Annotated in this window: 26 protein-coding genes; 1 reads left to right on the top strand and 25 read right to left on the bottom strand. The window is 31.6% G+C overall.

The window, feature by feature from the left end; translation table 11 throughout:
• Positions 1-37: 37 nt before the first annotated feature.
• The 5 genes from coaD to CA_RS09005 form a co-directional block, all read right to left on the bottom strand.
• Positions 38-523 (bottom strand): pantetheine-phosphate adenylyltransferase, encoded by a 486-nt coding sequence (coaD, locus tag CA_RS09025; protein WP_010965045.1) that lies wholly within the window; start codon positions 521-523, stop codon positions 38-40.
• The gene (gene rsmD / locus CA_RS09020; protein ID WP_010965044.1) at positions 520-1,086 is read right to left on the bottom strand and encodes a 16S rRNA (guanine(966)-N(2))-methyltransferase RsmD; all 567 of its coding nucleotides are present in this window, start codon (positions 1,084-1,086) and stop codon (positions 520-522) included. Before rsmD ends, coaD begins: the two co-directional genes overlap by 4 nt.
• A gap of 77 nt (positions 1,087-1,163) precedes the next feature.
• Positions 1,164-3,200, bottom strand: coding sequence for an ATP-dependent DNA helicase RecG (gene recG, locus CA_RS09015; RefSeq protein WP_010965043.1), 2,037 nt, complete (start codon positions 3,198-3,200; stop codon positions 1,164-1,166).
• A gap of 159 nt (positions 3,201-3,359) precedes the next feature.
• Positions 3,360-5,003 carry a DAK2 domain-containing protein gene (locus CA_RS09010; RefSeq protein WP_010965042.1) on the bottom strand — a complete coding sequence of 548 codons (1,644 nt, stop codon included), beginning with the start codon at positions 5,001-5,003 and terminating at the stop codon, positions 3,360-3,362.
• 13 nt (positions 5,004-5,016) lie between these two features.
• Positions 5,017-5,367: an Asp23/Gls24 family envelope stress response protein gene (locus CA_RS09005; protein WP_010965041.1), complete on the bottom strand. Its 351-nt coding sequence runs from the start codon at positions 5,365-5,367 to the stop codon at positions 5,017-5,019.
• Positions 5,368-5,561: 194 nt separating this feature from the next.
• On the opposite strand from CA_RS09005, the gene rpmB reads away from it, so the two are divergent.
• On the top strand, positions 5,562-5,753 hold the full coding sequence (gene rpmB, locus CA_RS09000; protein WP_010965040.1) for a 50S ribosomal protein L28: 192 nt from the start codon (positions 5,562-5,564) through the stop codon (positions 5,751-5,753).
• Between the two features lie 153 nt (positions 5,754-5,906).
• Here rpmB and CA_RS08995 read toward each other — a convergent pair whose 3' ends face one another.
• From CA_RS08995 to spoIVA, 20 genes are all read right to left on the bottom strand, one after another.
• A complete protein-coding gene (locus CA_RS08995) occupies positions 5,907-6,089 on the bottom strand; it encodes a hypothetical protein (protein ID WP_014518937.1) in 183 nt (60 codons plus the stop codon).
• A gap of 59 nt (positions 6,090-6,148) precedes the next feature.
• A complete protein-coding gene (locus CA_RS08990) occupies positions 6,149-6,784 on the bottom strand; it encodes a thiamine diphosphokinase (protein WP_010965038.1) in 636 nt (211 codons plus the stop codon).
• A 1-nt stretch (position 6,785) separates the two neighbouring features.
• On the bottom strand, positions 6,786-7,436 hold the full coding sequence (gene rpe, locus CA_RS08985; protein ID WP_010965037.1) for a ribulose-phosphate 3-epimerase: 651 nt from the start codon (positions 7,434-7,436) through the stop codon (positions 6,786-6,788).
• Complete coding sequence (rsgA, locus tag CA_RS08980) at positions 7,433-8,299, bottom strand: ribosome small subunit-dependent GTPase A (RefSeq protein ID WP_010965036.1); 867 nt, start codon at positions 8,297-8,299, stop codon at positions 7,433-7,435. The genes rpe and rsgA overlap by 4 nt, the downstream gene beginning before the upstream one ends.
• A 23-nt stretch (positions 8,300-8,322) precedes the next feature.
• Positions 8,323-10,296: a Stk1 family PASTA domain-containing Ser/Thr kinase gene (gene pknB / locus CA_RS08975; RefSeq protein ID WP_010965035.1), complete on the bottom strand. Its 1,974-nt coding sequence runs from the start codon at positions 10,294-10,296 to the stop codon at positions 8,323-8,325.
• The gene (locus CA_RS08970; protein WP_034581407.1) at positions 10,274-11,020 is read right to left on the bottom strand and encodes a Stp1/IreP family PP2C-type Ser/Thr phosphatase; all 747 of its coding nucleotides are present in this window, start codon (positions 11,018-11,020) and stop codon (positions 10,274-10,276) included. The genes pknB and CA_RS08970 overlap by 23 nt, the downstream gene beginning before the upstream one ends.
• Positions 11,021-11,027: 7 nt before the next feature.
• Complete coding sequence (gene rlmN, locus CA_RS08965; RefSeq protein WP_010965033.1) at positions 11,028-12,065, bottom strand: 23S rRNA (adenine(2503)-C(2))-methyltransferase RlmN; 1,038 nt, start codon at positions 12,063-12,065, stop codon at positions 11,028-11,030.
• 12 nt (positions 12,066-12,077) lie between these two features.
• Entirely contained in the window at positions 12,078-13,403 is a 1,326-nt protein-coding gene (gene rsmB, locus CA_RS08960; RefSeq protein ID WP_010965032.1) for a 16S rRNA (cytosine(967)-C(5))-methyltransferase RsmB, read from the bottom strand.
• Between the two features lie 14 nt (positions 13,404-13,417).
• Entirely contained in the window at positions 13,418-14,101 is a 684-nt protein-coding gene (locus tag CA_RS08955; RefSeq protein WP_010965031.1) for a zinc metallopeptidase, read from the bottom strand.
• Positions 14,102-14,120: 19 nt separating this feature from the next.
• A complete protein-coding gene (fmt, locus tag CA_RS08950; RefSeq protein WP_010965030.1) occupies positions 14,121-15,053 on the bottom strand; it encodes a methionyl-tRNA formyltransferase in 933 nt (310 codons plus the stop codon).
• Positions 15,054-15,506: a peptide deformylase gene (gene def / locus CA_RS08945; protein ID WP_010965029.1), complete on the bottom strand. Its 453-nt coding sequence runs from the start codon at positions 15,504-15,506 to the stop codon at positions 15,054-15,056.
• Between the two features lie 18 nt (positions 15,507-15,524).
• The gene (gene priA, locus CA_RS08940) at positions 15,525-17,726 is read right to left on the bottom strand and encodes a primosomal protein N' (protein ID WP_010965028.1); all 2,202 of its coding nucleotides are present in this window, start codon (positions 17,724-17,726) and stop codon (positions 15,525-15,527) included.
• 27 nt (positions 17,727-17,753) lie between these two features.
• On the bottom strand, positions 17,754-18,950 hold the full coding sequence (gene coaBC / locus CA_RS08935) for a bifunctional phosphopantothenoylcysteine decarboxylase/phosphopantothenate--cysteine ligase CoaBC (RefSeq protein WP_010965027.1): 1,197 nt from the start codon (positions 18,948-18,950) through the stop codon (positions 17,754-17,756).
• A gap of 1 nt (position 18,951) precedes the next feature.
• Entirely contained in the window at positions 18,952-19,170 is a 219-nt protein-coding gene (gene rpoZ, locus CA_RS08930) for a DNA-directed RNA polymerase subunit omega (RefSeq protein WP_010965026.1), read from the bottom strand.
• Positions 19,151-19,780 carry a guanylate kinase gene (gene gmk / locus CA_RS08925; protein ID WP_010965025.1) on the bottom strand — a complete coding sequence of 210 codons (630 nt, stop codon included), beginning with the start codon at positions 19,778-19,780 and terminating at the stop codon, positions 19,151-19,153. Before gmk ends, rpoZ begins: the two co-directional genes overlap by 20 nt.
• Positions 19,780-20,058 (bottom strand): extracellular matrix/biofilm regulator RemA, encoded by a 279-nt coding sequence (gene remA, locus CA_RS08920; RefSeq protein ID WP_010965024.1) that lies wholly within the window; start codon positions 20,056-20,058, stop codon positions 19,780-19,782. The genes gmk and remA overlap by 1 nt, the downstream gene beginning before the upstream one ends.
• 18 nt (positions 20,059-20,076) lie before the next feature.
• Positions 20,077-20,955 (bottom strand): YicC/YloC family endoribonuclease, encoded by an 879-nt coding sequence (locus CA_RS08915; protein WP_010965023.1) that lies wholly within the window; start codon positions 20,953-20,955, stop codon positions 20,077-20,079.
• 153 nt (positions 20,956-21,108) lie between these two features.
• Entirely contained in the window at positions 21,109-22,263 is a 1,155-nt protein-coding gene (locus CA_RS08910) for an aminotransferase class I/II-fold pyridoxal phosphate-dependent enzyme (RefSeq protein WP_010965022.1), read from the bottom strand.
• A 111-nt stretch (positions 22,264-22,374) separates the two neighbouring features.
• Positions 22,375-23,370, bottom strand: a complete 996-nt coding sequence (locus CA_RS08905; protein WP_010965021.1) for an asparaginase — start codon at positions 23,368-23,370, stop codon at positions 22,375-22,377.
• A 107-nt stretch (positions 23,371-23,477) separates the two neighbouring features.
• Positions 23,478-24,956, bottom strand: coding sequence for a stage IV sporulation protein A (gene spoIVA, locus CA_RS08900; RefSeq protein WP_010965020.1), 1,479 nt, complete (start codon positions 24,954-24,956; stop codon positions 23,478-23,480).
• Positions 24,957-24,963 lie beyond the last annotated feature (7 nt).

Here is a 24,963-nt window from a genome sequence, read left to right as displayed (position 1 = left end):
CATACAAACAAATTTAATTAGTTCTGCTTTTCTATAATTAATTAAATTCTTTTGCTTTTCTTAAAACATCATCTATAATTTCATCTGGCACCAATTCTTTGATACATCCTCCAAACACAGCAACCTGTTTAATAGCAGTGGAACTTAAAAATGAAAACTCTAAACTAGTCATCATAAATACAGTTTCAACATTAGGATTGAGTTTCTTATTCATTAGTGAAGTTTGAAGCTCGTATTCAAAATCTCCCACACTCCTCAAACCTCTTATCATAACGTTGGAATCATTATTTTCCATAAAATTAACAAGAAGACCACTAAAACTTTGAACACTAACATTATTAAATGGTTTTATGACTCTTTTGATAAGATCTACTCTCTCATCAACAGAAAACATGCCTTTTTTTTCTGGATTTATAAGAACCCCAACTATTACTTTATCAAATACTTTAGAAGCTCTACTTATTATATCTAAATGTCCATTTGTAATTGGGTCAAAGCTTCCTGGGTATACTGCTACCTTCATTTTTTGTCCTCCTTGTATCTGTAAAAACATACAATAGTTTTACCATATTTTCTATGGTCTACCATGATAATTTCATTATTTCCCTCATATATCTTTTCATCGGAATCTATTTTTGTAACTATAAGTCCACTTTTTGTCAGCAATTTTTTCTCACATATTAAATCTATAGCCGGCGGTATCATTTCCTTAGCATAAGGAGGGTCTATAAATATTAATGTAAATTCCTTCCCTTTGGATGCTAAATACCTTACAGCTTCATAAGAATCCATATTTAAGGTTTTGCATTCTTCATCAAATCTTAAATTTTCAACATTTTCTTTAAGTATTGGATATGTAATAGGGCTTTTGTCAATTAAATAACATACTTTTGCCCCTCTGCTTGCAGCCTCAAGTCCCAAACTTCCTGTACCTGAAAACATATCGAGGACAACAGCTTCAGGAACATCGTTTTGTATTATATTAAACATCGCCTCTTTTACCCTATCTAAAGTCGGTCTAGTTGTTTCCATTCCTTTAGGTGGTAAAATCTTTCTCCCCTTAGCTTTGCCAGATATTATTCTCATATTTATCCTCCTAATATAAAAAATACATTAGTTTATATTTTATCATACAAAGACATATTATACAAAATATTTTAATTTTAATTAAAACATATGTACTTTGATGTATTTTTTAAACTTTTAACTATTGACTTTTTTATCACAATGTCACTTTTTTCTGTACTTATAATCAGTTTTTTAGCTGCACTGTTGGCTTCTCGTAATATACTTATATCCTGTATTATATCAGATAAAATAAGTCCATCTTCTCCACTTTGTCTTATACCGAAAACTTCGCCACTTCCTCTTAGTTTAAAGTCCTCCTCTGATATGTAGAAACCATCACTACTTGAGCACATTATTTCCATTCTTCTTTCTGCAACCTTATTCTTCATTTCTGCAACTAGCATACAATAAGACTGATATTGTCCTCTTCCCACTCTTCCTCTAAGCTGGTGAAGTTGTGCAAGTCCAAAACGCTGTGCATCTTCTATTATCATTACACTGGCATTTGGAACATTAACTCCTACTTCTATAACTGTAGTTGACACTAAAACTATTGTTTCCTTATTATTGAATCTTTCCATTATAGCATTTTTCTCTTTTGGAGCCATTTTTCCATGAAGCATTTCTATTTTTATGCCTTTAAAATAACTGCTTTTTAGCTCCTCATACAATTTTTCTACAGATGTAAGCTCTAGCTTCTCATTTTCTTCAACGAGTGGGCATACCACATATATCTGTCTGCCATTTTTTATTTCATTTAAGGCAAAATTATAAGCTTTTTGTCTGCTATTTTTCTTAATACAAAGTGTCTTTACTTCTTTTCTTCCTGGTGGAAGTGTGTCTATTATAGATACATCTAAGTCGCCATAAAGATACAATGCTAGGGTTCTTGGTATCGGCGTTGCAGTCATAACAAGTACATCTATATTATTTCCCTTATTAAATAACCTGTTTCTCTGCATGACACCAAACCTATGAAGTTCATCTGTTACAACTATTCCCAAATTACTAAACTCAACATTATCTTCTATTAAAGCATGAGTCCCTATTATAAGGTCTATTTCTCCGTCTTTAAGCTTCTCTTTTATTATTCTTTTATTTTTATCAGTAACACTTCCTGTTAAAAGCTCTATTCTAATATTAAATTCTTTAAAAAGAGTATTTGCAGATTCAAAATGCTGCTTTGCAAGTATCTCTGTAGGTGCCATCAAAACTGCTTGAAATCCGTTCTTTATAACATTAAATATAGCAATTAAGGCCACAATTGTCTTTCCAGAGCCAACATCTCCCTGAACTAACCTGTTCATAGCCTGAGGTCTCTTTTCATCCTTTAGAATTTCTCTTATAACCAAATTTTGTGCCTCTGTTAATTTAAAAGGAAGACTTTCTTTCAATTTAATAAGTTCAGGAGCTATTTTAAATGCAAAACCTTTATTATTCTTCTTAATATACTCTTTAAGCATTAAAACTTTAAGTGAATATGTAAATAATTCTTGAAACTTAAGCCTTCTTGTACTTTCCCTTAGTTCAAGCATATTTCTAGGACTGTGAATTTCTCTAAGTGACTCATCTAAGCTGTGAAATGCATTTTTCTTTATAATCCACTCAGGCATATTTTCATCAATTTTAATGTTTTGAAGAAGCTCAAATATCAATCTTATAAAAAAAGTATTTTTCAAAGTTCCAGAAAGTGCATACTTAGGCACTATCTTTTCATCACTTGAACTTCTATTTTCCACTGGTATAGGATTATTCATAGTTATTTCATTTTTAGTCCTTTTTATTTTTCCCATGATTGTATATGTTTCATTATATTTAAATTTATTCTTTATATACGGCTGATTAAACCATATACCGCTAAATGTAGTTTTACCGTCTGAAAATATTATTTTAGTTACAGTTTTGCGGCTTTTCGATCTAAATTCTTTTTCTAACCTTAAAGGTGTACATTTCACTATAACCTTTTGTCCATCTTCAACTTCCAGAATATTAGACATAAGAGATAAATTCTCATAATCTCTTGGAAAATATAGAAGCAAATCTAGTATAGTGAATATACCACATTTATTTAATTTCAAAGCCGTTTTAGGACCTACTCCTTTAAGTGTTGCAATATCGTCATTAATATTCATTATGTATCCTCCCATAATTAATAATAAAAGTGACAAGTTTTAAATGTACGGTGACTTTCTAAAAACTTCAAGATAGAACATTTTTAATTCACCTGCCACTTTAACTTGCCACTTTAAATAATATACTTACAGGATTTTCAAATCATTACAAACTGTAAGCTACTCTACAGAAACTATGAAATAGTATAATGGTTGCTTTCCTTCAGTTAATTGTACATCAAAATCCGGATATTTATCTTCAATTATTTTAGATAATTCTCTCGCTTTTATTTCACTGCAATCTTTTCCATAGTATATAGATATAAGCTCACTGTCTTCATCTACCATACCATCTATTATCTTCTCGCAAACCTGATATATATCTTTTCCTGTTTCCTTTATCTTTCCTTCAACTATACCAAGTATATCATTTGCATTTACGACTTTACCATCTACATCAGTATCTCTTACCGCATAAGTAATAGATCCTGTTTTTACTTTTTCTATAGCTTTAGTTAATTTTTCTTTGTTTTTTTCCACATCTCCATCATACTCAAACTCAGTCATACAAGTTATTCCTTGTGGAATTGTTTTTGTAGGTATTACTACAACATTTTTATCACTTAATTCACTAGCCTGATTGGCTGCCATGATAATATTTTTATTATTAGGGAATACAAAAATATTTTTTGCATTTATAGAATTTATACTTGAAAGTATATCTTGAGTACTTGGATTCATTGTCTGTCCGCCCTCAATTACAAAATCAACTCCTAAATCCTTAAATATCTTTGCAATACCTTCTCCAGAAGCTACAGATATAAATCCAAAATCTTTTTCCTGATCTTCATTAGCTTCTTCTGTTGTTTCACTACTTGAGCCTTCAGTTTTAAGTCCTAAAACTTCTCTATGTTCTTCCCTCATATTATCTATTTTTATTTTAGAAAGCTCTCCTAATTTAACTGCCTTAGATAATACAAGACCTGGATCGTTTGTGTGTATGTGAACTTTAGTTATGTCATCTACATTTACAACTATCATAGAATCCCCAAGCTTTGATATATCATCTCTAAATTCTGATACACTTGAAGTTCCTGAATGTATTATAAATTCAGTGCAGTAACCGAACTTTATTTCAGCATCACTAATATCTTCAGCCTTAGGCTTAGTTACATCACTAGATTTTTTAACTCCCTCAAGAACTGCTTCAATGTTATTTTCTAATGCTTCCTGCATTCCCTTAAGAATTATTAAAAGCCCTGTTCCACCTGAATCTACAACCTTTGCTTTTTTCAAAACTGGAAGCATATCCGGAGTTTTCTTTAACATTTTTTCACTAGCAGCACATACTTCAGACATAAGCCTTGTTATATCTGTTTCTTTACTATTTACTGCACTTTCACCGGCGCTTCTTATAATTGTGAGTATTGTTCCTTCAGTAGGTCTCATTACAGCCTTATACGCAAATTTTGAGCCTTCCATTATACTCTTAGCAAACTGTTCACTATCTACTTTATTAAGGCCGTCTAAACCGCTTGCTATTCCTCTTAGTATTTGAGAAAGTATAACCCCTGAATTACCCCTTGCTCCCATGAGTGCACCTTTGGATAATTTCTTTGCTATACTTCCTATGCCTTCATTTTTCATATTTTCTATCTCAAGTACAGCATTTCTAAATGTCATGGACATATTTGTTCCAGTGTCACCATCTGGTACCGGAAATACATTCAAAGAATTAACAAAGTCCTTTTGTTCATCTAATTTATTGCATGCATTTACAATCATATTATAAAAATTATGCCCATCTATAGTTAAGTGTTCCAATTCTTGTACCTCCTTAAACTCTTACGCCTTGAACGTTCACCACTAAGCTTGATACTTTAAGTCCTGTATAGTTTTCAACATTATATCTAACCTTTTGAATTATGTTATTTGCTATTACAGATATTTTTGTTCCATATTCAACTATAATATAAAGTTCTATATTTAATTTATCATCTTTAGAGTTTATTTTAACACCTCTACCTAAATTTCCGCCTTTTTTTATAAGTTCCCAAAATCCATCAGAAGCATTTTTTGAAGCCATTCCAACTACTCCATAACACTCCATCGTAGATATGCCAACTATATTAGCAAGTGTTTCCACAGAAAAATTTATAGAACCATTTTCATTGGAAATTTGCATCATACTATATTCCTCCTCACATAAATGCATAACACACTACCATTTTATATTAAAACAGATAATTATTCAATGATTTTAAATACTTCTTGTAAATTTATTCTATCAGTAATTTTTACTTGCATATTTTATACAATATATGATAAAATATAACTTGTTTGCGAAAAGTTAATTTCGCACGTTTAAGGGAGGTGTAGACTATGTCAAGAAAATGTGATATATGCGGAAAAGGTCTTGTTGCTGGTGTTCAATACAGTCATTCACACCGTCAATCTAAAAGAACATGGCTTCCTAATATAAGAAAAATCAAAGCCGTTGTAGATGGTACTCCAAAAACTATACATGTATGTACTAGATGTTTACGTTCTGGAAAAGTACAACGTGCTGTATAAAAATAAAAAATGCAGTTGGTAACCAATTGCATTTTTTATTTTTTTATAATTATATATGTTAAGATTTTTTTCTGAAAAAAAACTTAATTATATTAGATAAAAATTTTGGAAGTTTTATAGCTACAATCTTCATTAATAATCCCCCATATAAAATTATTTCTTTTTATTACAATTATTAATAAGAAACCAACCTAAAAATATGAGTCCTCCACCTACTGCAATAATCCATCCCCATATTGGTAAAATCACTGCTATCACTATACCAGCTCCAACAGAGGCTATTATTAATCCCATTCCATACTTATTTATCTCACGATTCCACTTCTTTTTTGACATAAGTATAACCCCCATTAATAATTCTCTATTATTATATGCAGGCTATTTTTAATTATTTCCTAATCCTTACATTTCATTACAATTATAGTGCCATTTTTGAAGCTTATTGTAACAGGCTCATCTAAAAATTCATTTGAAACCGTTCTAGAATCTCCAAAACTCAAATTGTAATCCTTAAGAGGATATTTAGCATTTTCTATAGATAATTCCTTTATCTCTTCTCTAAACCCTTGTATAGAAAAGATTTCACCTTTTTTACCTGTGATTGATATAGTTTTATCAATCATAAATAAAGTATTGTTATCATCCTTTATATACGCTCTTATGCCACTTTTAAGGCATCTATATAAAAGTCCTAGATTCCCAAATATGTGGTCTAATCTAGTTCCTGTACATCCTAAAAAACAAATCTCATCTGCACTAAGCTTTAAAGCTTCTCTAAAAGCTAGCTCTGTATCTGTAAAATCTTTTTCTCTAGGAAACTTTATTGTATTTATATGAAATTCCTTAAAATAGTTAAAAACTTCTTCATCTATGGAATCAAAATCTCCTAACAGCATATCTGGCCTAATTTCATATTTGTGCAGGCAGTTTGCTCCACTGTCTGCACAAATTATATAGTCACAATTTTCAATTTCACTGCGAAGTAAAGCTTCAGATGGCATTTTACCTCCAGAAATAACAACTACTTTCATTCTAAATACTTCCCTTTAATAACTCTATATTTTTTTTGATATCGCCATTTTTAAAAACTGCTGATCCTGCTACTACTACGTTGGCACCAGCTTCTACTACTTTTTTTATGTTTGTTGAATCAACTCCACCGTCAACTTCAATTAAAATATCTCTTCCTATTTCATCAGCATATTTTTTAACTTCTCTTATTTTATCATAGGAATAATCAATATATTTTTGTCCTCCAAATCCAGGATTTACAGACATTATAAGAACCATGTCCGCTGTAGTCAGTAGATTCTTTATCATATTAACAGGAGTACCTGGATTAATTGCTACCGCTGCCTTCACTCCAAAAGATTTTATGTAATTTAAAGTTCTATCAATATGCCTATCAGTCTCGTAGTGCACAGTTATTATATCTGCCCCGCTTTTAACAAACTGTTCTACATATTTTGATGGTTCTTCTATCATTAAATGCACATCAAAAGTGAGTTTTGTATGTTTTCTTATATCTCTTACTACCGGAATTCCAAAGCTTATGTTAGGAACAAAATTTCCATCCATAATGTCTATATGTATGAAATCTGCTCCTGCTTCATCTAATGTTCTTACTTCTTCTCCAAGCTTTGAAAAATCTGCGGATAAAATTGATGCTGCCAATTTTATCATTTATAATTCCTCCTAACACTTAATTTATTCAGCGTATCAACATAAAAATTGTATCTTTCTATGTTGATATTTCCCTCTTCTACTGCTTTTTTTACTTCACATCCTGGTTCTTTATCATGAACACATGTAGAATATTTGCACGAGCCATTGTATTCATAAAACTCAGGGAAAAGATCTTTTAGTTCATATCTATCTATAAAATTCAAATCAAGTGAAGAAAATCCTGGGGTATCAACTATAAAACCTCCAGCTACTTCTATTAATTCACTGTGTCTTGTTGTATTTTTTCCTCTTTTTAATTTTTCGCTTATATCTCCAGTTTTCATAACATTACTTCCTGCTATAGAATTCATCAGAGTAGACTTTCCAACACCAGAAGGTCCACATACAACAGTTATGTTATCTTTTAAACTTTCTTTAAGCTCATTTATTCCTATTTTGCTTTTTGCATTCAAAAACTTAAGTTCATATCCTGTATTATTAAGCAAATTTTTTATTGGAGTTAAAAGCTCCTCATTTACTAAATCTATTTTGTTTATGCAGACCTTAACCTTTATATTGTTAAATTCACATAATATTAAGAACTTATTTAATAAATCACTGCTAAATTCAGGATTTACAATTGAAAAAACTATAAACGCTTGTGTTACATTCGAAACAGGAGGTCTTATAAGCTTATTGGTTCTTGGATGTATTTTTTCTATAACACCCTTACCATTTATTACTGTTATATCAACTTTATCTCCTACAATTGGGGAAAGTTCACCTAATCTGAACTTTCCCCTTGCTTTACATTCATATATTTCTTCTTCAACTTTTACATAATAGAAACCTGCTATTCCTTTTATTATAATTCCCTGCATAGTTCCTCCAAATATTGATTATTTTATTTTTGACCAGTTCCATTAGGTGTATTTGTAACATTTCCATTTCCAGTTCCAGTTACATTTCCACCTGCAGGTTGAGTTCCATTTGGATTAGTTGTATTATTCTGGTTCTGATTATCATTATTCCCGCCAGTCGGTGCCTTACTGTCATCATGATTTGTATCAGGTGTTTTGTTTTGGTTTTGGTTTTGATTACCATTTCCATTATTGTTATTTGGCGGCTGAACTGCTGTACTGTTAAATCTTCCTATAACTATAGTTACTGTTGTTCCCTTATTAACATAACCATTTGGGTACTCTTCTATAACTATACCGTTTTGATCCGCATTTGTAACATCCTTATTCTGAACATTTACACCAAAACCTGCATTTTGTAATATAGATGATGCACTATCAGATGTTTTACCATAAACGCTAGGAACTGTAGCCTTTTTAACTTCAGGACCTCTACTTATTACAAGGTCTATAGTCATTCCTTTTTTTATTTGAGAGCCTTCACTAGGTGATTGACTAATTACATTACCTTGAGCAACATCATCGCTGTATTCTTGAGTAACACTTCCAACATTGCATCCGTACTGCTTAATTTGAGCTCTTGCTGCACTTTCAGGAAGTCCTACAAGAGAAGGAAGGGTTTGATCAGTGTCACCTGAGCTTATATCAACTCTTACAACTGTACCACTGTCTACTTCTGTATCCTCATTAGGATAACATGTTACAACTGTGCCCTTTGGTTTACTGCTCTTTACTCTATCAACAACTTGAAACTTTAATTTTGCATCTTCAACTTTTCCCTTTGCATCACTTTCACTTAAACCTATTATTTTAGGAACCTTTACCTTTGATACAGAATTAGAATTTGGTTTAAATATTCCTGATCCCATTGAAAAAGCAAGTGCAGAACCTGCTAAAATTAAAACTACAATAATGGATGCAACTAATGCCTTTTTAGCCTTACCACTTAACATATTATTGCCTTTTATTTTATTTTTAGGCTCTTCATTTTCTTCTTGAGGCTCCTCTTGAGGCTGCTCTTTATTATATGGTTCTCCATTATAGTAAGTATCATCGTTATCCAACTTGTTATTTGGATTGCTCTCATTTTGTATCTGAGCTGGATCCATTACACGTGTAAACTCTTCATCATCATTTACATAATTATTTTTTACATTACTCAGTTCATCCAATATTTCATTGGCATTTTGATATCTATTTTCAGGTTTCTTTTCAATGCACCTTAAAATCATTTTATTGAGGGCAATTGGTATATCTTTATTTAATTCATTAGGAGGTACAGCGGCATCCTGTATATGTTTTAAAGCTATAGAAACAGGGGTATCTGCATCATATGGTACTTTGCCTGTTGCCATCTCATAGAGAACTATTCCAAAAGAATATATGTCTGTTCTACAATCTACTGGAATTCCCTGTGCTTGTTCTGGCGATAAGTAATGTGCAGAACCAACAACTTTATTCGTAGTAGTTATTGTGGATTCATTTGATGCTTTTGCTATTCCAAAGTCTGTAACCTTAATTATATCATCATCCGTAACCATTATATTATGAGGCTTTATATCTCTATGAACAATTCCATTTTTATGAGCAAAGTTTAACGCTTTTGCTATTTGAGTTGCATAGTCAATTATTTTATTAAACTCTATTTTTCCATTTTCCTTTATGAGCTTTTTAAGTGTTTTTCCCGCTACATATTCCATAACAATATAATTAACGTTACCATCAGCTCCAACATCATATATATTTACAATATTTGCATTGGCAATTCTAGCAGCAGCAGATGCTTCTCTTTTAAATTTAAACACAAACTCTTCATCTTCTGTAAATTCATGTTTAAGAACTTTTACAGCCACATGACGATTTAAAAGAGTATCCATAGCTTTGTATACAACTGCAGTTCCCCCTACACCTATTTCTTCCTCTATTTTATACCTGTTACTTAGCACAGTTCCTATCATCTTTACACTCTCCTTCAAACACAATAACTGATATATTGTCACGGCTGCCTTTGTCTTTGCTGAGTTCAATTAACTTTTGACATGCCACCATATTATCATTTTCTAGCACTATATTATATATTTCTCGAGTATCAACTACATTAGTAAGCCCATCGGTCGCAAGTATTCCTTTAGAGACATCATTTAGTGTAACATCAAATATATCTACATCCACATCTTCCCCTGTTCCAAGAGCTCTTGTAATAATATTCTTATTAGGATGCGAAAGTGCTTCCTTTTCCGTTATTGTTCCATTGTCCACAAGCTGCTGTACAAGAGAGTGATCTTTTGTTATTTTTATAATATCATCTCTTTTTATAAAATAACAACTACTATCCCCAACGTTCGCTACAACTGCGTCTTTATCTTTAATTAAACAAGCAGTAATAGTCGTTCCCATACCACTTAGTCCATCTGACGCTTTTGATTTCCTATAAATCTGTTCATTAGCAAATTTTATTGCACTTGAAAGTACATCTCCAAGTTCATATAAATTAATGTTATTTATTTCCTTTATGTATTTTACAGTTGAATCCACAGCAAGTTTACTTGCAACCTCACCTGCATTATGTCCACCCATTCCATCAGCAACAACATAAAATCTTATGTCATCATTTTCGTAGTAACCAACATAGTCTTCATTAAGTTTTCTAACTGTGCCAATATCAGATAGCATTCCTACCATTTTCATATTATTTCCCTTCACTTTCTTCAATATAATTTCTTCTAAGCTGTCCACAAGCGGCATTTATATCTGCTCCCATTTCTTTTCTTATAGTACTTTCTATTTTATATTTTAAAAGTGTGTCACAAAACTTTTTAATTTTAGAACTTTCGGGTTTTTCATAAGAAGTCTCATTAACAGTATTAACTGGAATTAAATTAACATGACAAAGCATACCAGAAAGAAGTTCCCCTAACTTTTTTGCACTCTCTTTATCATCATTTACATCCTTGACAAGTGAATATTCAAAAGTGATTCTTCTTCCTGTAAAATCAGAGTATTTTTTACAGCAGTCAATAATTTCCGAAATAGAGTATCTATTTGCTATAGGCATTATCTTTTTTCTAGTCTCATCGTCAGAAGCGTGAAGAGAAATTGCCAATGTTATTTGAAGATTTTCCTTCATTAAATCGTATATTCTAGGAACTATGCCACATGTAGATAGAGTTATGTGCCTTTGACCTATATTAAGCCCTTTTTCAGAATTTACAATCCTTATAAATTTAATAACATTGTCATAATTGTCTAGAGGTTCACCACTTCCCATTAGAACTATATTTGATATTCTCTCACCAATTTCTTTCTGAGCCTTTAATATTTGAGCTAAAATTTCTCCAGAAGTTAAATCCCTAACTCTTCCTCCTATAGTTGAAGCACAAAAGCTGCAACCCATTCTACAGCCTACCTGAGTAGAAATACATATAGAGTTACCGTAATCGTATTTCATGACAACACACTCTATTATATTTCCATCATTATATCTAAACAGAAACTTTACAGTATCACCTTTTTTTGAGTTAAGCCTCTTAACAACACTCGGCATGCCAATATAAAAATTTTTTTCTAGTCTTTCTCTTGTGCTTTGAGGCAGATTTTTCATATCTTTAAAATCGAAAGTACCATTATATATCCAATCAAAAAACTGCTTAGCTCTAAAAGTCTTTTCCCCATTTTTGTCCATCCACTGCTTGAGTTCAGCTTCATTGTAATCTAAAATATTTTCCAATTAAGGTCTCACCTACCTAGTTTTTTTAAGCTTACACATAAAAAATCCATCCATATATTCATTTGGGAGTATAGTCACTCCATAAGGAGAATAAATCAAGTTTGGAAATTCTCCAAATTCTATAGGTTCTACTTTAAAATTAGGATTGTTCTTCAAAAATTGAATTATACTCTTTTCATTTTCATCCTTATTTAGGGTACATGTTGAGTAAAGAAGTATTCCTTCCTTCTTTAAGTAAAGTGAAGCGTTTTGAAGTATATTCTTTTGAATATCAGAGAGTTCCTTTAAGTCTTTAATATTTTTATTCCACTTTATCTCAGGTTTTTTTCTTATTATGCCAAGACCAGAGCAGGGTGCATCTACTAATATCCTATCAGCCTTATTTACAAAATCATCATGATAAGAACTGGCATCTAAAACTGAAGCATTTATATTTTCTACTCCTAGCCTCTTAGCATTTTCATTTATTAATTTTATCTTACTTTCATGTAAATCAAAAGCATATATTGTACCAGTATTTTTAAGCAATTCTCCCATATGTGTAGTTTTTCCTCCAGGAGCACTGCACATATCAAATATTACAAGATTTTCTTTAATATCCATGCACTCTGATACTAACATAGCACTTTCATCTTGAACAGTAAACTCTCCCCTGACAAATAGAGGATTATTTTCGATGCTGTGGCCTTTTTTAATCCTTATGGCATCTTTTAAAATGTACCCTTCTTCAATATTATAATCAAGCTTTTCAAGTTCATTCCATAATTCTTTATGTGATGTTTTTAACCTATTCACTCTTATAGTAATAGAAGGATTTTCATTAAGTCCTTTTAGAATTTCTTCTGCTTTATTCTTATACTGCTTTAAAAAAAACTTTACCATCCACGGTTCAAAAGAGTAATTAAAGCAAAGCTTCTCTACAGAATTATCTTTATTATAAAAGGCAATGTTAGGATTTCTAAGATAATTTCTAAGAACAGCATTTACAAATTTAGATGATTTTAAGGATATGTATTTTTTAGTGATATTCACTGCTTCATTTACAGCAGCAAAATCTGGAATTTTATCAAGATACCTGATTTGATATATAGACATCCTTAAAACATTAAGAACTCTTTTATCTATTTTATTTATTTTTGTCTTTACAAACTTACTTATTATAATATCAATACTATATTTATATTTTATAGTACCATATACTATTTCTGTTACAAGACCTTTATCTTTAGATGATATTTCCTCGCCTTTTAATGCCTTATTTAATACTATATTTGAAAATCCATCATGAGAAAGAACTTTATTTAAAACATCAAGAACAATTTTTCTCGTATTATTCATATTTTCATTCCTTTTTAATCTCTATTCCTACTTATTATTATAAGTCTTATAAGTTGAGAAATCGCCATGAGAGCGGCTGCAACATATGTCATTGCTGCTGCATTTAGAACAGCACGTGCACCTTTAATCTCGTTATGATAAAGTATTCCCTTATTTTCTAGAAGTTTAAGTGCCCTTGAAGAAGCATCAAATTCAACAGGAAGCGTTATCAAATTAAAAAGCACCACTGCTGCAAAAAGAGCTACTCCTATTTTGGCAAATGCCGGTATACCAAACACAATTCCTAAAAAGAACAAAACCCAAGAAGCATTAGAACTTATGTTTACAGCTGGCACTATAGTGTTTCTGATTTCAAGAGGGGCATAATGCGCTTTATGCTGAAAAGCGTGACCAGTCTCATGAGCTGCTACACCAATTGAAGCAACAGAAGTCCCATAATAAACCTCCTCAGAAAGTCTCATAACTCTATTTTTAGGATCATAATGATCTGTTAACTTTCCCGGTATGATCTCTACTGGAATATCACTAAGACCATTTGAATTTAAAAGCATCCTGGCAACATCTGCTCCAGTATAGCCATTTAACCCAATTACCTTTGAATATTTGTTAAAGGTAGAGCTTATTTGTGATTGTGCTGCAAAAGATATTATTAAAGCTGGTATCAGTATTATAAAACTAGGATCAAAATAGAACGGCATTATAAAACCTCCTAACCTTTTACTTTAAAATAACTCCCTTATCAATATTGTTTCCTCTTATATATTCCCCAACATTCATAGATTTTTTACCTGGAAACTGAATTTTTGTAATTAAAATCTTTCCATCTGATGAATTAACTTCTATTCCATTGTTATCTACATTAGTTATAAGACCTGGTTCTCCTTCAGGTGCAGCATCTAATATTTTAGCTTCGTGAATTTTCATAACCTTATCATTATAACTAGAATACGCAAGAGGCCATGGGTTTAATCCTCTTATAAGGTTATATATTCTTTCGCTTTTATCATTCCAATTTATTTTTCCAGTATCCTTGGATAACATAGCAGCATAATCCGTTTCTGGCTCACCTTGTTTTTCTGGTTTAATGTTTCCTTTTGAAAATTCATCTATGGTTTTTACAAGAAGATCTGCTCCTCTATTCATCAAAATATCATGAAGTTCACCTGCTGTCATATCTCTTTTTATATCAACTTCATCCTTAAGAAGCATATCACCTGTATCCAATCCTTCAGCCATAATCATAGTTGTATTTCCTGTCTTTGTTTCTCCATTTATAATTGCCCAATTTATAGGTGCAGCGCCTCTATAATTTGGCAAAAGAGATGCATGCAGATTTATACATGCATACTTAGGTATATCAAGAACTTCCTTTGATAAAATTTGACCAAATGCCACAACTACTATAAAATCTGGTGCTATTTCTTTTAATTTATTTATAACTTCAATATCATTTTTTAATTTAACTGGTTGAAACACTGGAATATTGTTTTTAACTGCTACTTCTTTAACCTCAGACATAGCTAGCTTTTTCCCACGTCCCTTAGGCTTATCTGGCTGCGTCAAAACAGCCCTTACATCATAATTTTCTATAAGTTTCTCAAGGGAGGGTACTGAAAATTCCGGTGTTCCCATAAACACAATTTTCAACAATTAATTTCCCTCACTTTCAGCTAATTTATCTACAAATAAAACTCCATTTAAATGATCTGTTTCATGGCATATAGCTCTTGCAAATAAATCTTCTGCTTCAATTACAATTTCTTCTCCTTTTTCATTTAGAGCTTTTGCCTTAACATATGTTGGTCTTTCAACTTCTCCTTGTCTTTCTGGAATACTTAGGCAGCCTTCTACATCTACAGCTTTTCCACTTGTCTCTAATATTTCAGGATTTATTAGTACAACAGGACCTTCTCCTACATCTATTACTACAAGTCTTTTTAATATACCAACCTGTGGAGCTGCAAGACCTACTCCATCTGCATTATACATGGTTTCAAACATATCATCTATAAGAGTTAATAATCTCTTATCTATCTTTTCTACTTTTCTACTTTTTTTTCTTAATAATTCGTCCCCATACTTTCTTATACTACGTATTGCCATTACATTACCTCCAAAATATTATAATAAACTCAATGGGTTTATATCTAATGAAACTCTTATATTATTATAAACTTTTTTTAACAATTCATAAATAGATTTTTTTATAAAGCAGGCTACTTCATAAGTTATATCGCCTTTTAATACAATTTGCCATCTATAGGCTTCATTGATTTTGGATATTGGCGATGGGCATGGACCTAATACATAAATATTACTATATTCCTTTGCTTTATTTTTTAAAAAATCACCAACTATTTGTATATTTTTTATTAACAATTGTTCATTTTTAGAACTAAAATTTAGAAGAAGTAGTTTATTAAAAGGTGGATAATCCATGTCATGTCTTAATTTAATTTCCTCTTTAAAAAAGCTTCTATAATCGTTTGTAGATGAAAATCTTATAGCATAGCTTTCCGGTGAATAGGTTTGAATTACTACTTTACCTTTTTTACTGCCTCTGCCTGCTCTTCCACTAACCTGACACAGGAGTTGAAAAGTTCTTTCCCCTGCCCTGTAATCTGGCAAATTCAAGGTGAGATCCGCAGCTACTACTCCAACTAAAGTAACATCCTTAAAATCTAGTCCCTTAGCAATCATTTGAGTACCTATCAAAATATCATATTCTTTGTTCTTGAAGCCATTATATATTCTTTCATAGGAATCTTTTTTTACGGTAGTATCCCTATCCATTCTTACAGTTCTTGCATTTGGAAAAAGCCTTTTTATCTCTCTTTCTATCCTCTCTGTTCCTGCTCCAAAATACTTAACATACTTGCTACCGCACTTAGGACACACTGAAGGAATTCTTTGAGTGCTTCCGCAGTAGTGGCATATCAGATATCCCTTATTATTGTGATAAGTCATTGAAACATCGCAATTTTTGCACTTAAAAACATAACCACATTTTCTACAGGAAACAAAGGTTGAATATCCTCTCCTATTGAGAAAAAGTATAATTTGTTCTTTTCTCTCAAGCGTCTCTAAAATGCTTTCATACAAGGCTCTGCTAAATATAGATTTATTGTTTTCTCTTAATTCTTCTCTCATATCAACAACTGATACTTCTGGCATAAGAGCACCATCAGCCCTGTTTTTTAGTGTTATCAGATCATAATCTTCCTTTAAGGTTTTATAATAGGTTTCTACAGCCGGAGTTGCCGATCCCAAAACAAGAATACAATCTTCTATTGCACTTTTCATTTCAGCAACTTCTATTGCATTGTACTTAGGATCACTTTCTGATTTGTAACTGCCTTCATGTTCTTCATCTATTACAATTAAACCCAACTTATCAAATGGTAAAAAAAGTGCGGATCTAGCTCCAACAGCTACCTTAACCTCACCATTTTTTACTCTAATCCATTCATCATATCTTTCTCCATCTGAAAGCTTACTGTGAAAAACAGCAACATTTAGCCCAAATCTTCCCTTAAATCTTTCTATCATCTGAGGTGTAAGAGAAATTTCAGGAACTAAGATAATCGACTGCTTATTATCCTCAATCATCTTTTTTACTAGATGCATGTATATTTCCGTCTTTCCACTTCCAGTAACACCATGAATTAAAAATTTTCTTTTATTCGAATACAGTATTGTATTAACAGCATCTTCTTGAAAATCATTAAGCTTTTTTTCACCATATACATCATATACCCTGCTGTCATATCTTGTTAAAACCTTTTCTGATATAGTTAATGCTCCATATTTTATCATAGTATTAATGGAGGATACTGAAATATTGAATTTCTTGCTTAATTGGCTTCTATTATACATACCATTATTTTGTTCTACTATTTTATATATGCTTTCATACTTATCCTTTTTTAGGTTATCAGGCAAACTGCCGTTTAAAAAAACTACATCTGTTGTTTTTGGCTTCATACCCTTCATAATTCCAGTAGGTATTATAAGCCTTATACATTCGATATAGGTACACAAATACTTCTTTTTCATATTTTCAATTAGCTGCATATCTTTATCTGTTATAAGAGGCTCATCACTTTCTATAGATGCTATCTTCTTCAATTTAATTTTGCCTTGATTTTCAAGCTTAAGATCAAAGACAAAACCATAAAGTCTTTTATTTGAGTTTCCAAAAGGTACCTTAACAAGCTGACCTACTTTTATGCTTTCCTTTAATTCTTCTGGAATTTCATAAGTAAAAATTCTATCAAGTGATGCAACTTCATTATTTATTATAATGCCTGCAAAATTATACACTATATCACCCTTTAACAAGAAAAAGCGCTAACTGCGCTTTTTACTTAATAAATCAAACAAATTCTCTGCAACTTTTCTTTTGGACATTTTATCTAGCTCAAGTTTGCTTCCATCACTGCCCAATATGACAACTCTATTTTCATCACTAGCAAATCCTGCATCCTTCGATAAAATATCATTTGCTACTATGTAATCTAAATTTTTTCTAGTTAATTTGCCATAAGCATTTTCAATTAAATCATTGCTTTCTGCTGCAAAACCAACTAAAATCTGGTGTTTTTTAATCTCACCTAATTTTTTTAGTATATCATTGTCTTTTACAAATTCTATATTTAAATTATCACTGGCTTTTTTAATTTTTAATTCACTGTAATTTTTAGCTTTATAATCAGCTACTGCTGCTGATTTTATGACTATATCGCTGCCGCTAAATTTTTCTAAAACCTTCTCCATCATCTCAGAATTGGTGGACACTTTAATAAAATCAACACCAAAAGGAGGTTTTAGGCTTGTTTCTCCACTTATAAGTGTAACCTCAGCACCTCTATCTCTTGCTTCTTCAGCAATAGCATATCCCATTTTACCTGTAGAATGATTGGTTATAAATCGTACAGGATCAATTGGCGCTATAGTAGGACCTGCTGTAACCATAACTTTTTTGCCAGCTAAATCCCTTTTATTATATAAAAGACTTTTGATATTTTCATAAATAAGTTCTGTATCAGCAAGCTTTCCTTCTCCAACATCCCCGCATGCCAATCTTCCCTTTTCAGGTTCTATAAAAATATACCCATAATCCTTTAATTTTTTTATGTTATTTTGAACAATAGGATTTTTATACATATTGGTATTCATTGCAGGAGCAAATACAATAGGGCATCTACCATATGCTGCCATTATAGTTGTAGAAAGCATGTCATCAGCTATTCCATTTGCAACCTTGCCTATTATATTTGCTGTAGCTGGTACCACAACTAATATATCAGCTTTCTTTGCCAAAGATATGTGCTGAATTTCCCATGATTTTGGTTCTTCGAACATATCATTTATAACTTTATTTCCACTTAAACTTTGAAAACTTAATGGTGTTACAAACTTAGAAGCTGAATTCGTCATTATAACATCTACTCCAAAGTCTGCTTTTTTTAAACGGCTTATAACATCAAGTGCTTTATATACTGCTATTCCTCCGCTTACACCAATGACTACATTCTTAACTTCCATTTTAGTTTATTCCTTCAATTGGTAGATCAAATTTTATTTTATCTTGATCAACTTCATTTATTGCAATAGTAAGTGCCTTATTGCTCTCTATATCTACAAGAGGCTCCTCTCCCGCAATTATTTGTCTTGCTCTCTTAGAAGTTATAACAACAAGAGAATATCTATCACCTGTCTTTGCCTTTAAGTCTACAACAGATGGACTAATCATAGAATTGTTCATGAATTTTACCCTCCTTAGAATCAATTATATTATCTTTTATTCTATCTACCCTACATTTTTCTGCTACTATAATGCTGTTAATTTTTGTAACGGCATTTTCAACTGTATCATTTATAATAGCATAGTTGTATTTTGATACATAATTTATCTCTTTATACGCAGATTTAAATCTGGTCATAAGTGACTTTTCTGTCTCGCTTCCCCTGCCTATTATCCTCTTCTTGAGTTCCTCCATAGAAGGTGGAAGTATAAATATGAATACTCCTTCAGGATAATTTTCTTTAACTTTAAGAGCTCCTTGGATATCTATTTCAAGAATTACATTTTCACCATTATCTATTTTCTCACATACGCTTTTCTTAGGTGTTCCATAGTAATTACCGTATACTTCTGCATATTCCAAAAAACCATCTTCAGATATTTTACTCTTAAATTCATCTACTGTCAAAAAATAATAACTTTTACCTTCAACTTCTTTTTCTCTTGGCTCTCTAGTAGTTGCTGAAACCGACAACCAAAATTGTTGTTCTTTCATAAGAGCCTTACAAATGGTTCCTTTACCAGCACCTGAAGGGCCTGAAATAACAATCAATAATCCCTTTTTAGACATTACTCTTCTACCTCATCTACTGTATTAGTTCCATCATCTTTTGTAGATAATCTATGTGCTACGGTTTCAGGTTGTACTGCTGATAGTATTACATGGTCACTATCTGTTATTATTACAGCTCTTGTTCTTCTTCCGTAAGTTGCATCTATTAGCATTCCTCTATCTCTTGCTTCCTGTATTATTCTCTTTATTGGTGCTGATTCTGGACTAACTATTGCAACTAACCTATTTGCTGAAACTATATTTCCAAAACCTATGTTTATTAATTTTATATCCATAATTTTATCCTCCTAAAATCACTCTATATTTTGAATTTGTTCTCTTATTTTTTCTATTTCGTTTTTTATATCAAGGACACAGTGAACTATATCGATATCATTTGATTTAGAATTTATCGTGTTAGCTTCCCTATTCATCTCGTGAACTATAAAATCCAATTTTCTTCCCACTGGTTCATTCTTGCTAAGAGTACTCTTAAATTGAGATATATGACTTTTAAGCCTAACTATTTCTTCATCTATACATGATTTGTCGGCAAAAATTGTCACCTCCATTGCAAGTTTAGCTTCATCTACTTGATTATCGACAAGTAAATCTTTTATTCTTTCTTCAAGCTTATTTCTATAATTCTCTACTGTGTAAGGAGCTCTCTTTTCTACATTCACTAGTAACTCTTCAATATTAGTTAATTTACCTTCTATATCTTCCTTAAGCCTAGCCCCTTCTTTTTCCCTCATACTTAACATAGTATCAACTGCCTCGTTAATAGGCTTCAAAAGTAGGCTAGAAATTTCATCTAAATCCTCCTCATTTTGTGTCACAGTAATTACGTCGGGGAATTTTGATATCAATGAAACAGATATATCATCTAATACATTAAAATCATCTCTTATTTGTTTTAGACATTCACAATAATTATAAGCAAGACCTTTATTCAAATTTACATTAGTAGTACTGCTATCATAGACATTTTGAGTTATAAATATATCTACCTTACCTCTTTTTATTTTGTTTCCTACTTCTTTTCTTATCTTTTCTTCAAGTGAGATAAGATTTCTAGGTAACTTTATATTTAAATCAAAATATCTGTGATTTACACTCTTAATTTCAACATTAAATCCAAGTCTGCCATTATCGTTAGAAGCCCTACCAAATCCCGTCATGCTTCTTATCATTGTCCTCATCCTTCCATAAGTAAAAACATGTATAATATTACAATAATAATTATACACAATGTAGCAAGTAAAAACAGATTCTTTTTATAACAAACTCAATTATACCACATTTTTTATTGTTTTATAGTATTTTTTCCTTTAAAAGTTACATTTTCATTGAAAATCTTCAAATTTACTCAATGCTGTTTCAATATTTTCGATTTTAGTTGTCAGCGCTATTCTAAAAAACCCGTATCCTAAATTTCCAAAACAATATCCTGGAGTTACAACAACACCGTATTCACTTAAAAGTTTGTCACAAAATTCATCTGTGCTGTATCCCTTTGGAACACTGCACCAAATATAAAAGGCTGCACTGGCATCAAAATATTTTATTCCCTTTTTACTAAGTATTTTTTTTGCTGTACTTCTCCTTTTATCATATATCTCTCTTGATTTTTTTATTTCATTTCTATCTAAGTTAATAGCCTCAGCAGCCGCATACTGAACTGGCATGAATTGCCCTGAATCAATATTGCTTTTAACCTTTAGAAGAGCCTTTATTACTCCTTTATTGCCAACCACATATCCAACTCTAAATCCAGTCATATTATAGGTCTTGGAGAAACTCCCTATTTCAATCATTTTTTTATCCTCATCACTTTGAAGCAAGCTAATTGGCGTACTCTCCTTTTTTATTATCTCATTATATGCTGAATCGTTAACCAAAACTATATTTCTTTTTTTGCAAAACTCAACTATATCTTTAAAAAAGTCTTTATTAGCCTCCGCTCCTGTAGGATTATTAGGATAATTAATGAAAAATAGTTTGCTTTTAAGTGCTATATTTTGGGGTATAACATTTAAGTTTGGTAAATAATCATTCTTATCTGTTAATGGGATTTTATATGGAACAGCACCCCACAAATATGACGCTGCTGTATATACCTGATAGCCTGGATTTGGAACTATTACATAATCACCTATATCACAAATTGAAGGTATTATACTGCTTATACCCTCCTTTGATCCTATTGTAATTATAATTTCATCTAAATCTAAATTAACCTGAAAAATATCCCTATAGTATTTTATAACTCTTGATTTAAGCTTCTCTATTCCGCTGTATGGTGGATATTTATTAAAATCTTTAATTCCAAGGGATTTTATTATTTCATTTTGAACTCTATTACTTACTTCAAGATCAGGATCACCAATTCCAAGATCTATTATTTGTTTTCCTTTTTTAATTAACTCTCTTTTTTTATCCTCTATTTTCTTGAAATGGTACTCATCTATGGATTTAAGTCTGTTATTTATTTTAATCATATAACTCCTCCACTACCATTATATAAGGAAACTAAAGTACAACTTAATATTCTACCTAGTTTCCCAATAATATAATGTATTCATGGAGCTCACTATTGTTACTTTTTAGTATTATTTATATATCCTGTAGAAATCCTCTTCAAATATATTTCTTATTTTTTCAAGATCTTTTGTCTTTCCAAGTGCAAGCATAAGCTTTATTCTTGCCTTTTGACCAGGAAGATTATCTCCAAAAATTACTCCTATATTTCTAAGTTCTTTTCCTCCACCATGATACCCATAGGAATCAAGAACTCTTCCTTTATAGCATCGTGAGACAAGAACAACAGGCACATTTTTCTTGAGAGCCCTTTCAATGCCTTCTACCATATAAGGAGGTACATTACCTCTTCCCATAGCTTCAATTACAATTCCTTTATAGCCTTTTTCAACTGCAAAATCTATAAAATCAGAATTCATTCCTACAGCTGTTTTTATTAAAGCCACTTTAGATTCTACGCTGCTTGTTTCTATGTAATCATTATAAACTTTATCCCTGTAAAATATGGGCTTATTAGTATCAACTATTCCAAGTGGTCCAAAATCCGGACTCTCGAAAGCATTAAGATGCATAGAATGTACCTTTGTAACTTCAGAAGCGCTGTTAAGTTCATCGCTGAAGCATACTAGTACTCCTTTATTCCTTGATTCTTCTGATATTGCTGTACATATAGCAGCAGAAAGATTGGCTGGACCATCATATCCAAGTTCAGAACTATTTCTCATGGAACCAGTTACAACCACAGGTTTTTCATTTTTTATGGTTAAGTCTAGGAAATATGCTGTCTCCTCAAGTGAGTCTGTACCATGTGTAACTACTGCTCCTACAATATCATCTCTTTTTAAAATATCCTTTATGAAATTAGATAATTCCATCATTTTCTCAGGTGTCATATGAGGTCCTGGTTCCTCCGAAAAGTTAAAGGACTCAATTTCAGCAAATTTTTCTATTCCTGTTACCATAGACATTATTTCTTCTCCAGACAAAGCTGGAACTGCTGCCTTTACCCTTGAATCAAACTTCATAGATATAGTACCACCATTAAATATCACTGCAACTTTCTTCATATGCTTCTTCCTCTCTTTAGATAATAAATTAAAAAATACATATTATAACCTATAATTAAGAGGATTTCCCTTTTTATAAAAAGAAATCCCCTTTCAAACAAATAAAATCAAAGTATTATACAGATTAACCCGCCATTACCTTCATTGATTATTTTCTCAAGTGTTTTCTGTATTTTTGCCTGAACATCATCAGGCATTTTGTAAAGTTTCTTTTGAAGACCTTCTTTAACAAGTACTTCTAATGATTTTCCAAACATGTTGCTTTCCCATATTTCAGATGGATCATTTTCAAATTGTTCAAGAAGAGACCTTACAAGTTCTTCACTTTCCCTTTCGCTTCCCATTATTGGAGAAACCTCAGTTTCTATATCTGCCCTTATAAAGTGGAAACTTGGAGCACTAGCTTTAAGTTTGACCTCATATCTAGCACCACTCTTTACTATCTTAGGTTCTTCAAGCTTCATTTCTGTAAGCTGAGGAGCTACAAGTCCATACCCCTTTTCCCTTACATCCTTCAAAGCCTCTGATATCCTATCATACTGTACCTTTGCTTCATGCATTTCCTTCATTATTGATAAGAGCTTATTTTCTCCATCAATATCACATTCACATTCTTCACTAAGCACCTTATAAAACATATCTCTTTTAGGTGTGAAAACTATTCTCCCTACGCCACTTCCCATATCCATCTCTGTCATATCAGCTTTGTCTAAGTAATCCATACCAGAATAGGAGGCCACAATTTTTGAAATATCTCTTACCTTATTTACTTTGATACATATTTCTTTTATGATATTCATAAAGTTATCCTTAAGCCAATGCTTTGTGCTTAGCTTTTCAATCCATTCTGGCATATCTATGTTTATTTCTCTTACAGGAAATTCCCTTAATATTTTACTGAAAACTTTTATTATATCTTCTTCAACCATATTTTGAACATCCAAAACTTGTACAGAAACATCATACTTTTTTTCCAATTCGTCTCTAAGTTCAATTGTCTTAGGATCATCCACCTGTGATGAATTTAATATAATTACAAATGGTTTTTTTATTTCCTTAAGTTCTTTAACTACTCTTTCTTCTGCTTCTACATAATCTTCTCGTGGTATACCTGTTATTGAACCATCAGTAGTTACCACAAGACCTATAGTAGAATGTTCATCAATAACCTTTTTTGTTCCTATTTCTGCTGCTTTTTCAAAAGGTATTTCGTGATCAAACCACGGCGTTGAAACCATTTTAGGTTTATCAGCTTCTGCGTATCCAAGTGCACTCTTAACTATATATCCAACGCAATCTACTAATCTCACTTTTAATTTTATACCTTCACTTAAACTTATGTCTACCGCCTCATTAGGAACAAACTTAGGTTCCGTAGTATGAATTGTTTTCCCCGATGAACTTTGAGGGAGTTCGTCTTTTGCTCTCTCCTTCTTATGCGGATTGTCTATATTGGGTATTACCATAGTATCCATAAATCTTTTAATAAATGTAGATTTACCTGTTCTAACAGGTCCTACAACCCCGACATAGATATCCCCATCCGTTCTTTCGGCAATGTCTTTATATATATTAAAGTTTTCCACGCTGCTT

Origin of the sequence: Clostridium acetobutylicum ATCC 824, from assembly GCF_000008765.1 — a bacterium.
In the GTDB taxonomy this organism is placed as follows: Bacteria; Bacillota; Clostridia; order Clostridiales; family Clostridiaceae; genus Clostridium_S; species Clostridium_S acetobutylicum.
This window is presented reverse-complemented; position numbering and strand designations above follow the sequence as displayed.

Bases quoted from the DNA above. Each gene is read 5' to 3' on its own strand.
- rsgA (WP_010965036.1), bottom strand. From the start codon at position 8,299: ATGCAGGGAATTATAATAAAAGGAATAGCAGGTTTCTATTATGTAAAA.
- rpoZ (WP_010965026.1), bottom strand. From the start codon at position 19,170: ATGAACAATTCTATGATTAGTCCATCTGTTGTAGACTTAAAGGCAAAG.
- rpmB (WP_010965040.1), top strand. From the start codon at position 5,562: ATGTCAAGAAAATGTGATATATGCGGAAAAGGTCTTGTTGCTGGTGTT.
- CA_RS09005 (WP_010965041.1), bottom strand. From the start codon at position 5,367: ATGATGCAAATTTCCAATGAAAATGGTTCTATAAATTTTTCTGTGGAA.
- rsmB (WP_010965032.1), bottom strand. From the start codon at position 13,403: ATGAATAATACGAGAAAAATTGTTCTTGATGTTTTAAATAAAGTTCTT.
- CA_RS08910 (WP_010965022.1), bottom strand. From the start codon at position 22,263: ATGATTAAAATAAATAACAGACTTAAATCCATAGATGAGTACCATTTC.
- coaBC (WP_010965027.1), bottom strand. From the start codon at position 18,950: ATGGAAGTTAAGAATGTAGTCATTGGTGTAAGCGGAGGAATAGCAGTA.
- remA (WP_010965024.1), bottom strand. From the start codon at position 20,058: ATGGATATAAAATTAATAAACATAGGTTTTGGAAATATAGTTTCAGCA.
- CA_RS08970 (WP_034581407.1), bottom strand. From the start codon at position 11,020: ATGGTAGGAATGCTATCTGATATTGGCACAGTTAGAAAACTTAATGAA.
- pknB (WP_010965035.1), bottom strand. From the start codon at position 10,296: ATGATAGGAACTGTGCTAAGTAACAGGTATAAAATAGAGGAAGAAATA.
- rpe (WP_010965037.1), bottom strand. From the start codon at position 7,436: ATGATAAAATTGGCAGCATCAATTTTATCCGCAGATTTTTCAAAGCTT.
- rsmD (WP_010965044.1), bottom strand. From the start codon at position 1,086: ATGAGAATAATATCTGGCAAAGCTAAGGGGAGAAAGATTTTACCACCT.
- coaD (WP_010965045.1), bottom strand. From the start codon at position 523: ATGAAGGTAGCAGTATACCCAGGAAGCTTTGACCCAATTACAAATGGA.
- CA_RS08995 (WP_014518937.1), bottom strand. From the start codon at position 6,089: ATGTCAAAAAAGAAGTGGAATCGTGAGATAAATAAGTATGGAATGGGA.
- CA_RS08905 (WP_010965021.1), bottom strand. From the start codon at position 23,370: ATGAAGAAAGTTGCAGTGATATTTAATGGTGGTACTATATCTATGAAG.
- gmk (WP_010965025.1), bottom strand. From the start codon at position 19,780: ATGTCTAAAAAGGGATTATTGATTGTTATTTCAGGCCCTTCAGGTGCT.
- recG (WP_010965043.1), bottom strand. From the start codon at position 3,200: ATGAATATTAATGACGATATTGCAACACTTAAAGGAGTAGGTCCTAAA.
- CA_RS08990 (WP_010965038.1), bottom strand. From the start codon at position 6,784: ATGAAAGTAGTTGTTATTTCTGGAGGTAAAATGCCATCTGAAGCTTTA.
- CA_RS08915 (WP_010965023.1), bottom strand. From the start codon at position 20,955: ATGATAAGAAGCATGACGGGATTTGGTAGGGCTTCTAACGATAATGGC.
- CA_RS08955 (WP_010965031.1), bottom strand. From the start codon at position 14,101: ATGCCGTTCTATTTTGATCCTAGTTTTATAATACTGATACCAGCTTTA.
- def (WP_010965029.1), bottom strand. From the start codon at position 15,506: ATGGCAATACGTAGTATAAGAAAGTATGGGGACGAATTATTAAGAAAA.